11 protein-coding genes are annotated in these 14043 nt (G+C 68.4%); 5 read left to right on the top strand and 6 right to left on the bottom strand.

The window, feature by feature from the left end; genetic code table 11:
• The first annotated feature begins 183 nt into the window (after positions 1–183).
• The gene (locus ACFQRJ_RS08965) at positions 184–1161 is read left to right on the top strand and encodes an acetylxylan esterase (RefSeq protein ID WP_377018667.1); all 978 of its coding nucleotides are present in this window, start codon (positions 184–186) and stop codon (positions 1159–1161) included.
• Positions 1162–1267: 106 nt separating this feature from the next.
• Here the strand turns inward: ACFQRJ_RS08965 and ACFQRJ_RS08960 are convergent, their stop codons facing one another.
• The 4 genes from ACFQRJ_RS08960 to ACFQRJ_RS08945 all read right to left on the bottom strand — a co-directional run bounded on the left by ACFQRJ_RS08960 (position 1268) and on the right by ACFQRJ_RS08945 (position 5721).
• On the bottom strand, positions 1268–1864 hold the full coding sequence (locus ACFQRJ_RS08960) for an alpha/beta hydrolase (protein ID WP_377018998.1): 597 nt from the start codon (positions 1862–1864) through the stop codon (positions 1268–1270).
• Positions 1865–2094: 230 nt separating this feature from the next.
• The gene (locus tag ACFQRJ_RS08955) at positions 2095–3021 is read right to left on the bottom strand and encodes a carbohydrate ABC transporter permease (RefSeq protein WP_377018997.1); all 927 of its coding nucleotides are present in this window, start codon (positions 3019–3021) and stop codon (positions 2095–2097) included.
• Between the two features lie 8 nt (positions 3022–3029).
• Positions 3030–4004, bottom strand: coding sequence for an ABC transporter permease (locus ACFQRJ_RS08950; protein WP_377018666.1), 975 nt, complete (start codon positions 4002–4004; stop codon positions 3030–3032).
• A 43-nt stretch (positions 4005–4047) separates the two neighbouring features.
• Positions 4048–5721, bottom strand: a complete 1674-nt coding sequence (locus ACFQRJ_RS08945; protein WP_377018665.1) for an extracellular solute-binding protein — start codon at positions 5719–5721, stop codon at positions 4048–4050.
• 465 nt (positions 5722–6186) lie between these two features.
• Between ACFQRJ_RS08945 and ACFQRJ_RS08940 the strand changes: the two genes are divergently transcribed.
• Complete coding sequence (locus ACFQRJ_RS08940; RefSeq protein ID WP_377018663.1) at positions 6187–6888, top strand: hypothetical protein; 702 nt, start codon at positions 6187–6189, stop codon at positions 6886–6888.
• On the opposite strand, the gene ACFQRJ_RS08935 is transcribed toward ACFQRJ_RS08940, so the two are convergent.
• On the bottom strand, positions 6848–8035 hold the full coding sequence (locus tag ACFQRJ_RS08935) for an endo-1,4-beta-xylanase (RefSeq protein ID WP_377018662.1): 1188 nt from the start codon (positions 8033–8035) through the stop codon (positions 6848–6850). The genes ACFQRJ_RS08940 and ACFQRJ_RS08935 overlap by 41 nt on opposite strands.
• A 38-nt stretch (positions 8036–8073) precedes the next feature.
• Positions 8074–10443 carry a glycoside hydrolase family 3 N-terminal domain-containing protein gene (locus tag ACFQRJ_RS08930; RefSeq protein ID WP_377018661.1) on the bottom strand — a complete coding sequence of 790 codons (2370 nt, stop codon included), beginning with the start codon at positions 10441–10443 and terminating at the stop codon, positions 8074–8076.
• Between the two features lie 366 nt (positions 10444–10809).
• On the opposite strand from ACFQRJ_RS08930, the gene ACFQRJ_RS08925 reads away from it, so the two are divergent.
• The 3 genes from ACFQRJ_RS08925 to ACFQRJ_RS08915 are packed head-to-tail and all read left to right on the top strand — an operon-like array spanning position 10810 to position 13858.
• Positions 10810–11976 (top strand): Gfo/Idh/MocA family protein, encoded by a 1167-nt coding sequence (locus ACFQRJ_RS08925; RefSeq protein ID WP_377018996.1) that lies wholly within the window; start codon positions 10810–10812, stop codon positions 11974–11976.
• Positions 11973–12722 carry a ThuA domain-containing protein gene (locus ACFQRJ_RS08920; protein WP_377018660.1) on the top strand — a complete coding sequence of 250 codons (750 nt, stop codon included), beginning with the start codon at positions 11973–11975 and terminating at the stop codon, positions 12720–12722. The genes ACFQRJ_RS08925 and ACFQRJ_RS08920 overlap by 4 nt, the downstream gene beginning before the upstream one ends.
• Before the next feature lie 56 nt (positions 12723–12778).
• Positions 12779–13858: a Gfo/Idh/MocA family protein gene (locus ACFQRJ_RS08915; RefSeq protein ID WP_377018995.1), complete on the top strand. Its 1080-nt coding sequence runs from the start codon at positions 12779–12781 to the stop codon at positions 13856–13858.
• The last annotated feature ends 185 nt before the right edge of the window (positions 13859–14043 follow it).

Genomic DNA, 14043 nt, shown 5'->3' with positions numbered 1-14043 from the left:
CCGGCACCCTGGAGGATATCCCGCGCCGGACTGCCTTGACCGGCCACGTCGGGGACTCTAGCCTAAACCCTGAGAGAAAATTCCGACGAATTTTCGGGCAGTTTCTGTCATTCGGCGGTCGCACCGATGCGACCTTCCTGATGACGACGACAGTACCGGTTCACATCGATGTGGAGGCGCCTCGTGGCCCTGTTCGACATGCCCCTCGAGGCCCTCCGGGAGTATCTGCCGGTGCTCGAGGAGCCCGCCGACCTCGACGACTTCTGGCGCGAAACCCTGGACCGAGCCCGCTCCCAGCCGGTGCTGATCGAGGTGGACGCGACCGAGAACGGGCTCTCGTTGGTGGAGACCTTCGACGTCAGCTTCGCCGGTCACGACGGCGCCCCGATCCGCGCCTGGTACAACCGGCCCGCCGGCGTCAGCCATGACCTCCCGGTCGTGGTCGAGTACATCGGGTACGGGGGCGGCCGGGGAGAGCCGCTCGAGCGCCTGGCCTTGGCATGCGCCGGCTACGCACACCTGTTGATGGATTCGCGTGGCCAAGGCGCGTCCGGCGCCGGTGGCCACACCCCGGATCCGATCGGCTCCGGGCCGGCCGTCCCCGGCGTGATGACGCGAGGGATCGAGTCCCCGCAGACGTCGTACCTCACGCGCCTGCTGACCGACGCGGCCCGTGCCGTCGACGCCGCCCGCGCCCTGCCCGGGACCGACGGGCGCGTGGCCGTGGCGGGGAACAGCCAGGGAGGCGGGCTCGCCCTCGCCGCCGCGGGCCTGGTTCCCGACGTCGACGCCCTGATCAGCAACGTCCCCTTCCTGACCCACATCCGGCGCGCCGTGGACATCACCGACGCGAGCCCGTACCAGGAGATCGTGCAGTACCTCTCCGTCCACCGCTGCGCGGAGGAACAGGTCTTCCGCACGCTGTCCTATATCGACGCTCTGCATCTGGGCCGACGGGCCACCGCGCCGGCTCTGTTCTCGGTGGGGCTGCGGGATGTGACCTGCCCGCCCTCGACCGTGTTCGCCGCCCACAACCACTACGGCAGCGCCACCGGGACGCCTCCGGAGCGGGAGATGGTCGTCTACCGCTTCAACAACCACGAGGGCGGCGGGCCCGTCCAGCAGCGCCGCCAGCTGGACTGGCTGCGCGAGCGTCTCTGAGAGTTCGGCGAGTTCATGAACCACCCCGGCCCTCCCAGCCGCCCCCGAAGGAGAACCTTGCGACGCCGCTCGAGGTCGTCGCCATGGCCGGTCTACGCAGCGGCGCTCAGCGCGCGAGGTCGTCAGCGGCACGGGCCAGCAGCCGCGCCAGCTCTGCCGGAGCGCTCAGCATCGGCCAGTGTCCGGAGTCGATGTCGACGTACCTGAGGTCCGTGGCCTTGGCCAACTCGGGGACGTCTCCGGCGCCGATCCACTGCTCGGCCTGCTCGACGCTGAACTCCGGGCAGAACAGCACCACCGGGACGTCGTAGCGGCGCGGGTCGGCCAGTTCGACCCGCGCCTGGGCGACACCGTCGGGCACCGGGATGGCGGTCATTGCCAGGTGCTCCTTGGTCGCCTCGTCCAGATCGGCCGAGTCCGGGCCGGCGAACGGCTCCCATCCCGGGAACGGCATGGTGCCGTCCTCGATCGGGAAGAAGTCGGCGTAAGCGGATCCGTGCTGACCGGGGATGCCTCCGATCATGCCCACCCCGGCCACCTGGTCCGGCCGGGCATCGGCGACCAGCCAGGCCAGGGCCGACGAGGCGGAATGCCCCACCACGAACGGCGAACCGTCGGCCGCGTCGACGGCTTCCGTGGCCGCGGCGATCTGGTCGACCAGAGTCGCCTCGGCATTGCCGTCCCCCTGCCCGGGAAGTGTCAGTGGGACCGCCCGGTGCCCTCGAGGTGTCGGGCGACCTCGTCCCACACCGTCACGTCCAGCCAGAGCCCGCCCATCAGAATGATGTCCATGGTGAGGACGATAGACGCCTATCAGGACACTCCAGGGCGAGAAGCGGATCCTCGCCCGCCTCACCGTGGCGCCTCTCTGCCTCGCCATGACGACGAACGGGCGGTGCATCAGTCCCGGGCGGGTCAGGATGAAGCGGACGTTCAGCCCTTGACGGAGCCGAGCATGATGCCCGAGACGAAATACCTCTGGACGAAGGGGTATACGCACAGGATCGGGATGAGGATCAGGATCATCGTGACGGACTGGATGTTCGCGTTGATGTCGCTGATGCTGGACCCCGAGGCCGCCGCCCCTTCCGACGCCGCGGTCGAGGCTCCGGCGATCAGATTCCTCAGGAACAAGGTCACCGGGAACAGGTCGGTGCGATCGAGATAGAGGAACGCAGCGAACCAGTCGTTCCAGTATTGCACCGAGTAGAAGAGCACCATCGTGGCGATGACAGCCTTGGACAGCGGCAGCGTGATGCGGAAGAAGATCCCGAACCACGAGAGGCCGTCGATGTGCGCCGCCTCCTCGAGCTCCGTCGGAAGGTTCTCGAAGAACGCCTTCATCACGAGCAGGTTGAACACCGACAGCGCGGGCGGCAGGATCACCGCCCACATCGTGTTCTTCATGCCGAGCGATGAGATCAGCACATAGTTCGGCACGATGCCGCCGTTGAAGAACATCGTGAACACGGCGATGCCGATGAGCAGACTGCGGCCCCGTAGATGCTTCTTCGACAGCACGAAAGCGTACGTCGTGGTCAGCGCCATGGCGATCGTCGTCCCGAGCACGGTGTACAGCACGGTGTTGCCGTAGCTGCGCCAGAAGTCGGCGTTGTTCGCCACGGCCCGGTACGTGTCGATATTGAAATCGACCGGGAAGACGCTGACCTTGCCGGCGTTGATCGCCCCCGCCGAGCTGAACGACTGCGCCACGAGCATGATGAAGGGGTAGAGCATCACGCCGCACAGCAGGATCAGGGCGGTCGTGTTGATGACCGTGAAGATCCGGTAGGACCGGGAGTCCTTGATCCTCGCGGCCCGAGGCACGACCGGCTCCCTGCGCGGGGCATCGGCTTTCATCGCGTCGATCACCACAGGCTCGTCCCCACCAATCGTCGAGAAATGTAGTTCGCGGTCATCACCATGGCGAATCCGATGATCGCCTGGAACAGACCGATGGCCGCGGCGTAGCTGAGGTTGTTGGAGACGAGACCCACCCGGTAGAGGTATGTGGAGATCACGTCACCGGTCGAATAGGTCATGGGGTTGTACAGCAGCAGCACCTTCTCGAAGCCGACGTTGAGGAAATTGCCGATGTTGAGGATCAGCAGCGTGACCATCGTCGGGCGAATTCCGGGCAACGTCACGTGCCACGTCTGCTGCCACCTGTTCGCGCCGTCGATCCTCGCCGCCTCGTAGAGCGCGTCATCGACAGCGGTCAGCGCCGCCAGATAGAGGATGGTTCCCCAGCCGACGGTCTGCCACGCTTCCGAGGCGACGTAGATGAACCGGAACCATTCGGGTCTCTGGAGGAACGCGACGGCGTCTCCACCGAAGAACTCCACGAGCTGGTTCACCGTGCCCTGCAGAGAGAGCAGCTGGTAGACCATGCCGACGACGATCACGACGGAGAGGAAGTGCGGGAGATAACTGATCGACTGCACGATGCGCTTGAAATGACGCCGTCTGACCTCGTTCAACATGAGCGCCAGGATGATCGGGAGCGGGAAGCACACGGCGAGCGTCATCGCGCCGATGATCGCCGTGTTCGCGAAGACGTTCCAGAAGGCGGGGTCCCGGATGAACATCTCCACGTAGAGCGTTCCCACCCACTCATCGCCGAAGATGCTGCCGCCCGGCCGGAACCGGCGGAACGCGATGGCATTGCCGAGCATCGGAAGGTACCGGAAGACGGCGAGGAACAGCAGCGGCAGCACTGCCAGCGCGTACAGCGGCCAGTCGCGACGCAGCGCTCGCCGCCAGGCGCCCGGGCGGCGTTCGGGAGCGGGACGTCGCGACGCGGGATCCTGCGCCGCGACGTCTCGGGATTCCATGATCGTCATAGGTCCACCTTCGTCGTCGACACCTTGCGATACATGAATTCGCTCAGCCGTTGGTCTCGGCGAACCGGGCCCGGGCTCCATTGAGAAGTTCGAGATATCGCGGCAGACCCGCAGCCTCGAGCTCCTCAACGAACGCCTCCCATTCGCTCATATCGCGCTGGCCCATGATGAACTGCAGCGTGGCGGTGTCCACCGCGTCCTTGAGAGGTGTGGACAGCAATGAGGCCTGTTCGAGCTCGGCCTCGTCCAGAGGCGCCGGCGGGATCGGATCCCGCGGCGTGCGCACCGTGAGCACGTCATCGATGTACTGGACGAACTCGGGCGTGCTGTAGGACTCCTTGAGGGCACGGGACTCCGTAGCCTCCGCCGGGAATGTCGAGTAGCCGAGATCGATCTTGATGTCGGTCTCGGCACCGGAATTGATGTTGTAGTCATCGAGCGAGAAGCCGTCCATCAGCTCGATGGTGCCGTCCTCGGACTTCGTGTAGTTGACGTCCTTCTCTCCCCACCGCAGCATCTCGCGGGCGTCCGGGTTGTAGTAGAGCCAGTCCAGGAACTGCAGGGTGGCCAGGAAGTGCTCGGACTCCGTGATGTCGGAGCTGAGCATGAACCCGTGCCAGAAGTTCCTCGGCTCGATCTTGTCGCCCGCGGGACCGGCGGGCGGCGGGATCAGCGTGACCGCGTAGTTCCCCTCGCCGACGGTCTCGTTGAGTGCCTGGGCGAACTCGATCGCGGTGCCCGAGGAGCCGGAGGCGGCGAAGCAGGTCTCCTGCGCGAACTTCTCGTCGACGCCCGCCGCACCGGTGCCGTCGTTGGATGCGGTGAGCGACTCGCCGTCCAGGAGCCCGTCCTCGACCAGGCCGCGGAAGTATTCCACCATCGACTTGTACTCGTCGGTGGTGGCGGCGTACACGAGCTCGCCGTCTTCCCCCTCGAGCGTGCCGTCGCCGAAGCCCCAGCCGGCGACCGTCCCGAAGGCATGGGCGGCGTAGTTGAGCATCGACTGCGCCTCGAAGCCGTCGGCGAGCGGGACGGAGTCGGGGTACTTCTCCTTGATCAGCAGCAGCGCCTCGCGCAGCTCATCCCAGGTGTCCGGCACGCCACCGGCGACCTCCTCGAAGACGTCCTTGCGCACGACCAGGCTGAACATCGGGACGGAGACCTCTTGGAAACCGGGCACCATGTAGTACTTGCCGTCGGACTGCTTGATGTTCTCGATCATCTCGCCCAGATCCCATTCCTCCACGTACTTCTGGAAGTTGGGCATCTTGTCGGCGTAGTCGCTCAGGGGGACCACGGCTCCGGACGAGACGAACGGGGAGTCCTCGCCCGTGTACACGAGAGGAATGAGGGTCGGCGCATCGCCGGCGCTGATCAGCAGACTGCGCTTCTCCTCGTGATCGCTGAAGGGGATGTGCGTCAGCGTGATCTCGACGTTGGTGAGCTCCTTGATGTGCTCGAAGATGCGCCACGTGTCCTTGACACCGACATCCGGCCAATCAGTCCAGAGCATGCTCACCTGTATCGGTTCGGTGGCCTTGAACTGCATGTCGGCGGCGTAATCCTCCATCGCCCCGACGTTCTGGCTCTCGATGTCGACCTCCTCGCCGGTCCCGGACCCGCACGAGGCGAGCGCGAGGGAGCCGAAGGCGGCGGCGGAGAGCCCGACGAAACTGCGCCGGCTGGGGGAAAAGTGGAATGGGTGTGGCGTCGTCATTGCCGTCTCCTCATCGAGATCCTCGCCGCACAGGAAGGTCTGTACGGCCGAACAGGTCGACGTCGACCTGCTGATACTGCGCGGTGCTCGGCCGTCGGGCCGGAACGAATCCACCGGATCCGCCTCATGGCCCAGTGACCGGACGCCGTGCGGGACGCATCCTCACGTCACCTCAAGGCGCCGACCGATTTTCACTGAAGTTTCGGTCCCGCTTGTACATTAGTTGTCGCACTGGTCTCGGTCAAGAGATTCGTCACATAGCCCCGAAGGCCGGGGCCGCTGGCCGCTCATCGGCTGTGACCTCTGCTTTCGTCGGGCTCGTCGGCCCGGAACAGCCATCGCGGGACATAAAGGAGCGGTAACGTTCCCGCAACAACCTCTCGCCTACTGTCGAAAGTTTCGGCCGCTCGGGACATGATGGCCATGGCTCTCAGCATCCGTCCGCGCCGGCCCGAAAGGGGAGCAATGACGCCCTCGCCCGCATCCCGCAGCCTGTTCATCGCTCTGACGGAGGGAACATACTGGTTCCTGGTCATCGGCGTGCTGCTCGCCCTCGGCTCGTCCCCGACACTGCTGGCGTGGATGCTCCTCGGCGATGCTCCGTCCACGGCGTTCGTCCAGACGATCGCTGCGGTGCCGCTCGCTCCCGCGGTGACCGCGGCGCTTCATGCCTGGCGCGCTCGCGCCCAGGATCCCGAACCGGTCCCTGCCGCCCGCTTCCTGCACGGCTATCGCGCCACCGTCGTGGACAGTCTCAAGGTCGCCGTTCCGGCCGCCGTCGTCCTGGGCGTGCTGGCCACGAACCTCAGCCACGGGTACGCCGTCGGGACGCAGGGCCTGAACCTCGCGTTCGTGGTGATCGGGGCCCTGGTGCTGGTGGTGTCGGTGCGCGCGCTGACCATCGCCTCCGGTTTCAGCTTCCGGCTGCCCGACCTCGTGCGGCTGTCGTTCCACACCTCGGTGACCATGCCGCGACCCACCGTGTCGCTGGTCTGCCTCGGGATCGTCACGCTGGGTATCGTCCACGTCGCCGGCGTCCTCACGGTCCTCCTCGCCGCACCGCTGCTGACCTTCGCGCTCTGGTGGTCGCAGCAGCCGGTCGCCCACGTGATCCGGGAGCGATTCGTCAGCCCGGAAGCGGAGTCCGCATCAACTCCCGCTGTGTGACGATGCCGCCTCGCGGCACCGTCACACAGACCGACGCACCGGCGATACTCACCGAGTAGTCACCGGCGAACCCTCGGAAGCGCAGGACGCCGTCGTCGTCCGTCCGCCGTTCCTCGCACTCCAGCCACCAGTCCGTGCCGATCAGCGCACGCAGTGCGTGATACCCCGGTTTGGGGGTGCCGTCGGGCCGGACCAGGCCGGCGGGCGCGCCGAGCCAAGCGGTGGCGTCGTCCAGACCCCAATAGGTCAGCGACTCGACCGTGTCGTGGGAGAGCACCGTGCGGTAGTGCCGCACGAGCTCGTCGGCCTGCCGCTCCTCTCCCTCGGGGGTCGAGGGCCAGGAGTCGACGACGTAGTCGTTGAGATCCCCGATGTGGGACGGCATCAGGTCGCCCGAGACCAGAGTGGTCTCGGTCATCTGGATCGGCAGGCCGAAGCGGGAGAAGCGGTCGATGACCGCGGAGATCTGCTCCTCGCCCCGATACCCCTGGTGCATGTGGGTCTGCAGGCCGATCGCATCGATGCGGATCCCGGCCTCCAGGCATTCCTCGATCACGTCCTCGTAGTCCGTGGAGAGGTCGAAGTCGTTCAGCACGAGACGTACGTCCGGATCGGTGGCTCGGGCTGTCTCGAAGGCCAGCCGGATCACGTGCATTCGTCCACGAGCCCTGGCCAGTCGGGAGATCGCATTGGGTTCGGCCTCGAAGACGGGCAGGATCACCGTCTCGTTGATCGCATCCCACTGGTCGACGAGGCCGGCGAAGTCGTTCACCTCTCGGGTGACACGAGCTCGGATGGCCTGCTCCACGTCCTCATCGCGCCGGTCCAGCAGCCACTGCGGGGCGAGCGTGTGCCACACGAGCGGGTGTCCCTTTATACGGACCCCACGACTCCGCAGCTGCTCGGCGAGGCGCCGCAGGCGAGCAGTGCCGGGGCGCCCCGGGGACGGCTCGAACCAGCGCCAGTAGAAAGGCAGGGTGGCGGAGTTGAAGAGACCGTGCCACAGGGACGCCAGGTCATCCGGGGCGCCGGGCTCGGGCAGGTCGAAGGCCGTGCACCCGAATCCGAAGGCATGCCGGGTCTGCTCGACCGTGGCGGTCACATGCTTCAGCGGAGCGCCGCTGGCATCGACCAGACGCAGTTCCACGGGTTCGAGACGTCCCGTCGGAGCCGACGAGGTCGCCATCACTCGGCCGGCGGGGAAGCCGCCACGCCGGCCAGTGCACTCGGCATCTCGCGGCCGACCGGCACGACCGTCGCCGGCGTGACGAGCACCCGGTCGCCGTCGCCGACCTCACGCACCTCGCCGACGACTCGGAAAGAGGCCTCGTGCGCGGTGTCCTCGCTCGAGGCGCCCACGCGCACCCGAAGCTCGCCGGGCTCGACGATGCGCCGGTAGTCCTCTCCGAGGAAGGCGGCGCGGTCCATGTGCAGATCGAAGGTGACCCGGGCGCTCTCCCCCGGGGCGAGAGCGACCTTGGTGAAGCCGACGAGCCGCTTCAGGGGGCGCACCACCGAGGCGACGGGGTCGCTGAGGTAGAGCTGGACGACCTCCTTGCCCTCGCGCTCGCCCACGTTGGTCACCACTGCCGAGACCTCGACGGCGCCGTCGGGCGCGACCTCGGTGGCCGAGACCTCCAGGTCCGAGTACTCGAAGCGGGAGTAGCCGAGACCGTGGCCGAAGGGGAACAGCGGCTTGGGATCGATGTTGGAGATGCCGTCGCTGACCCACGCCAGCACCGGGGCCAGATAGGTGCCGGGCTGGCCGCCCATGCCGCCGGGGATGCCGATGGGCAGGCGGCCCGAGGGGTTCACGCGACCGGAGAGGACGCCGGCGATCGCGCTGCCGCCCTCCTCGCCGGGCATGAATGCCTGCACGATGGCGGCGCAGCGGTCGACGTAGGCGCCGAGCGCGTAGGGACGACCGGTGACCATCACCAGTACCACCGGGGTGCCGGTGGCCAGGACGGCTTCGACCAGCTCGTGCTGGGCGCCGGGCAGCTGGAGGTCCGCGACGTCGCAGCCCTCGCCCGAGGTGCCGGCTCCGAAGAGTCCGGCGATGTCGCCGACGGCGAGGACCGCGACGTCGGCGGCCTCGGCCGCCGTGACGGCCTCGGCGATCCCGGCGGTGCCGGTACCGGTGAAGTCCGTGCCCGCGACGGTGGTGACCGTGGAGCCGGGGAACTCGGCGGTCATCGCCTCGGCGAGCGACGGAACGGGGACGGCGGTGCCGTTGTCCTCGAGGCGGGAGAGGACGTGGTTGGTGAAGCTGTAGCAGCCCAGGAAGCTGCGCGGCTCGACGGCGCTGGGGCCTATCAGGGCGATCCGGCCCGGGGCCGCCAGCGGCAGGGTCGCGGCGTCGTTGCGCAGCAGGACGATGGACTCCTCGGCCAGCCGGCGCGCGACCTCGCGGTTCTCGGCCGGGTCCAGGTCGATGGCCTCGCCGGTCGTGGCGGGGTCGAAGCCCGGATCCAGCAGGCCCAGCTCCACCTTTTGGCGCAGCACGCGCCGCACCGCGGTGTCCAGCACCTCGACGTCGAGGTCCCCGTCCTCGATGGCCTCCAGCAGCAGCGGGAAGGTGTTGGTCTCGGGCAGCTCGACGTCCATACCGGCGCGGAGCGTGGTCACGGCGGCCTCGCGCGTGGTCTCCACGACCCGGTGCATGGACTGCAGGAAGTTCACGGCCCAGTAGTCGGAGACCACGGTGCCCTCGAAGCCCCACGTCTCGCGCAGCAGCTCGGTCATCAGCCAGTGGCTGGCCGCGGGGGCGATGCCGTCGACGTCGGCGTAGGAGTTCATCACCGCGCCGACCTCTCCCCGGCGCACGGCCATCTCGAAGGGGACCAGGTCGATCTCGTGGAACTCGCGGCGGCCGATGGAGACCGGGGCGTGGTTGCGGCCGGCGCGCGAGGCGGCATGGCCGGCGAAGTGCTTCAGCGTGGCGATCACGCCGGAATCCTGCAGACCCCTCACGTACTCGGTGGCCAGCATGCCGGTGAGGTACGGGTCCTCCCCCATGGTCTCCTCGATGCGGCCCCAGCGGTAGTCGCGCACGATGTCGAGGACGGGCGCGAGGCCGACATGGGTTCCCAGTGCCCGCATGTCCGCGCCGATGCGACGGGACATCTCGCCGATCAGCTCCGGGTCGAAGCTCGCACCCCAGGCGATGGCGGCGGGATAGGTGGTGGCCTCGTGCGCCATCAGCCCGGTCAGGCATTCCTCGTGTGCGATCGCCGGGATCCCGTGCGGGGAGTTCTCGGTGACGGTGGCCTGCATGCGGCGCAGGTTCTCGACACCTTCCTGCGCAGTCATCGGGGCGCTGCCGAAGGGACGGGTGATGTGCCCGAGACCGTTGCGCGCCGCCTCCTCGAAGGGATCGCGGCCCTCGTCGAAGGTGGACTGCATGGGGGCGAAGCCCTCCGCGTCACCGATCTCCGGCCGCTTCCAGTAGCTGCCCAGCTGAGCGACCTTCTCCTCCAGGGTGAGGTCGGCCAGCAGCGCCTCGACGCGCTGCTCGGTGCCCACCGAGGGGTCTGTCCACGCGGGAACGGTCATGGGGTGCTCCTTCGCACTGCCGACGAGGGCACGCATCGGCGTCGGCCACTCGGGGTTCGGTCTCGTTTAGCAAGTTTTCGGCCACTTTCGGTGGTGCCGAGACTAGATGAGCGTCCGCTTGCCGGTCAACACCGGCGGCGCGATAGGGTGCAAGCGGTTCCCGACGGACGCTCCCCGGCCCCGGCGCTCCACGGCCTCCCGCGTCATCACTGGCCAACGGACTTTTTCGGCATGGACGCCGTGCCGGTGGGGATCGACCGCCGCGTCGGGAGCAGCGCCCGCCCGTCGTCCCGAAACTTTTCCCGAGGAGCCGTGAGACAGCCCGTGACATCGCCGCATCAAGATATCCGACCGCTGCACGTCGGCATGGTCGGCTACGGCTTCATGGGGGCCGCCCATTCCCATGCCTGGCGCACCGCGCATCGCTTCTTCGACCTGCCGCTGACGCCGGTTCTGCACTCCATCGCGGGCCGCACGGACAGCTCCGTGCGCGCGGCCGCCGAGCGCTACGGCTTCGCCTCCGCCACCACGCGCTGGCAGGACCTGGTCGAGGATCCCCAGATCGATCTGATCGACATCTGCACGCCGGGCGATACCCACCTCGAGATCGCCACGGCGGCGCTGGCCGCGGGCAAGCACGTGCTGTGCGAGAAGCCGCTGGCCAACTCGGTGGAGGAATCCGAGCAGATGGCCCGGGCCGCGCAGCAGGCGCGCGAGGCCGGATCACTGACGATGTGCGGGTTCAGCTACCGCCGCACCCCCGCGCTCGCCTACGCCCGCCGCCTGGTGGCGGACGGCGCGGTCGGCGAGATCCGCCAGATCCGGGCCAACTACCTCCAGGACTGGCTCTCCGACGCCGACGCCCCCATGACATGGCGTCTGGACAAGGACAAGGCGGGCTCTGGGGCCCTCGGCGACATCGGCGCCCACGTCATCGATCTCGCCCAATGGGTCTCCGGCCAGCACATCGCGGAGGTCTCCGGCACGCTGGAGACGATAGTTCCGACCCGGCCCGCGGCAGGGACCGCGGAGGGACTCGGCGGCCGCGGCGACACCTCCGGCGAGCGCCAGCAGGTCACGGTCGACGACGTCGCACTCTTCACCGCCCGCTTCGCGAACGGCACGCTGGGCTCCTTCGAAGCCACCCGGATGGCGCAGGGCCGCAAGAACGCGATGCGCCTGGAGATCAACGGCTCGAAGGGCTCCCTGTCCTTCGACTTCGAGCGGATGAACGAGCTGCAGTTCTACGACGCCACCGCACCGGAGGGGCGGCAGGGCTTCACCCGCATCCTCACCACCGAGCCCGAGCACCCCTACGCCGAGGCCTGGTGGCCCACCGGGCACGGCCTCGGCTACGAGCACACCTTCACCCACGAGATCGCGGACCTCGTGCGCGCGATCGGCGAGGGCACCGAGCCCTCCCCGTCCTTCGAGGAGGCGCTGCAGGTCCAGCGCGTCCTCGCGGCCGTCGAGTCCAGCTCGGACCACGGCAGCAGCTGGCAGCGGATCGACACTCAGGAGAACACCCGATGACCGACCACCCCACCTCCTCGACCAGCATCTTCGTCGACGAAGGCCAGGATCCCGGCGCCCGCAGGGCGCTCGTCGTCCGCGGCGGCTGGGACGGCCACCAGCCCGTCGAGACCACCGACCTGTTCATCCCTTTCCTGCGGGAGAACGGCTTCGACGTCCGCATCGAGGGCTCCCCGGCCGTCTATGCCGACGCGGAGTACATGGCCACGGTGGATCTGATCCTCCAGTGCAACACGATGTCCACCATCGAGAAGGAGGAGTTCGAGGGCCTGCGCGCGGCCGTCGAGGCCGGCACCGGGCTGGCCGGCTGGCACGGCGGCATCGCCGACAGCTACCGCAGCAACTCCGACTACCTCACGCTGATCGGCGGCCAGTTCGGCTGCCATCCCGGCAAGCATCCCGACGAGCGCACCGGCGAGCAGTCCGACAACTACGTGCCCTACACCGTGAACATGCTGCCCGAGGCCGCCGAGCATCCCATCACCCGGGGCATCGAGGACTTCGACCTGGTCACCGAGCAGTACTGGGTGCTCTCGGACGACTACATCGACGTGCTCGCCACCACCACGCAGAAGGTGCGCGAATGGGATCCGTGGCACCGCCCGGTGACGTCCCCGGCGATCTGGACACGGCAGTGGGGTCAGGGGCGCATCTTCGTCTCCACGCCCGGTCACCGGGTCGAGGTGCTCGAGGATCCGAACGTGCGCACCATCGTCGAGAGGGGCCTGCTGTGGGCAGCACGCTGAACGATCAGGAGACCACCTCGGTTCCGGCCGGGGCGGTCGGCGGCGACCGGGAGCCGATGCGGATCGGCATGATCGGCTGCGGCGTGATCTCTCGGCAGTACCTGGCCACCCTCGACGCCCTGCCGGGGGTCGAACTGGTCGCCGTCGCCGACCTCGACCCCGAGCGCGCGCAGGCCGCAGCGGAGGGCCGGGAGGGAGTGCGGGCGCTGGGAGTCGACGAGCTGATCGCCGATCCCGATGTCGACACGGTCCTGAACCTGACGATCCCCGCCGCCCACGCCGATGTCGATCTGCGCGTCATCGCCGCCGGCAAGAACGTCTACTCCGAGAAGCCGTTCGCGGTCACCACCGAGGAGGGGCGGGCGGTCCTCGAGGCCGCCCGCGGGGCCGGGGTCGTCGTCGGCAGCGCGCCGGACACGGTGCTGGGCACCGGCACCCAGACCGCCCGCGCCGCGATCGACGACGGCCTCATCGGCACCCCGATCGCCGCGACGGCGACCATGCTCACCCCGGGCCATGAGCGCTGGCATCCGCAGCCGGACTTCTACTACGTACCCGGCGGCGGCCCGCTGCTGGACATGGGGCCGTACTACATCCACGCCCTGGTCACGCTGCTGGGACCGATCGACGCGGTGATCGGGGCGAGCAGCCGGCTGCGCCCGGAGCGCACGATCGGCTCCGGTCCCCGCCAGGGCGAGAGCATCCCGGTCACCACCGACACCCATGTCACCGGTGTGCTCGTCCACGCATCCGGCGCGCTGTCGACGCTGGTGATGAGCTTCGACGCGGTTGCGACCGCGTCCCGCCCGATCGAGATCCACGGCACCGGAGGCAGCCTCGCCGTGCCCGATCCCAACCGCTTCGAGGGCGAGGTCTCCGTGCACCCGCTCGGCGGGGACGGCTGGGAGACGCTGCCGGAGTCGGCCGGATACGTCGGCGCCTCCCGCGGCATCGGACTGGCCGACATGGCCGAGCGCGGAGCAGCCCTGCGCGCGAGCGGAGAGCTGGGCCAGCACGTCCTCGAGGTCATGAACGCCGTGCTGGAGTCCTCGACCAGCGGGCGCAGGACCGAGATCACCAGCACGTGCGAGCGTCCCGACGCGGTCGGCCTCCAGGATCTGCAGACGCCCGCCTGACCTGGTGCCGTCCGAGCCGTGCCGTCCGAGCGGTGCCGTCCGAGCGGGGACGCTCGGCGGCCCGTTCGGGCTGAACCGCTCGAGGCTGCACCGCTCGGGCTGGTACGACACACCGCATGCCGTGGCAACATCCTGCACGCGACTGCTACGGCCGTGGTGATGCAGGACACTTCTGGAAACGGCTT

Source organism: Brachybacterium sp. GCM10030252 (assembly GCF_042666535.1).
Taxonomy (GTDB): Bacteria; Actinomycetota; Actinomycetes; order Actinomycetales; family Dermabacteraceae; genus Brachybacterium.
The sequence above is the reverse complement of the archived record's forward strand: the minus strand, read 5'-3'. Positions and strand labels throughout refer to the sequence as shown.

Bases quoted from the DNA above. Each gene is read 5' to 3' on its own strand.
- ACFQRJ_RS08955 (WP_377018997.1), bottom strand. From the start codon at position 3,021: ATGAAAGCCGATGCCCCGCGCAGGGAGCCGGTCGTGCCTCGGGCCGCG.
- ACFQRJ_RS08950 (WP_377018666.1), bottom strand. From the start codon at position 4,004: ATGACGATCATGGAATCCCGAGACGTCGCGGCGCAGGATCCCGCGTCG.
- ACFQRJ_RS08945 (WP_377018665.1), bottom strand. From the start codon at position 5,721: ATGACGACGCCACACCCATTCCACTTTTCCCCCAGCCGGCGCAGTTTC.
- ACFQRJ_RS08940 (WP_377018663.1), top strand. From the start codon at position 6,187: ATGACGCCCTCGCCCGCATCCCGCAGCCTGTTCATCGCTCTGACGGAG.
- ACFQRJ_RS08930 (WP_377018661.1), bottom strand. From the start codon at position 10,443: ATGACCGTTCCCGCGTGGACAGACCCCTCGGTGGGCACCGAGCAGCGC.
- ACFQRJ_RS08925 (WP_377018996.1), top strand. From the start codon at position 10,810: ATGGTCGGCTACGGCTTCATGGGGGCCGCCCATTCCCATGCCTGGCGC.
- ACFQRJ_RS08920 (WP_377018660.1), top strand. From the start codon at position 11,973: ATGACCGACCACCCCACCTCCTCGACCAGCATCTTCGTCGACGAAGGC.
- ACFQRJ_RS08915 (WP_377018995.1), top strand. From the start codon at position 12,779: ATGCGGATCGGCATGATCGGCTGCGGCGTGATCTCTCGGCAGTACCTG.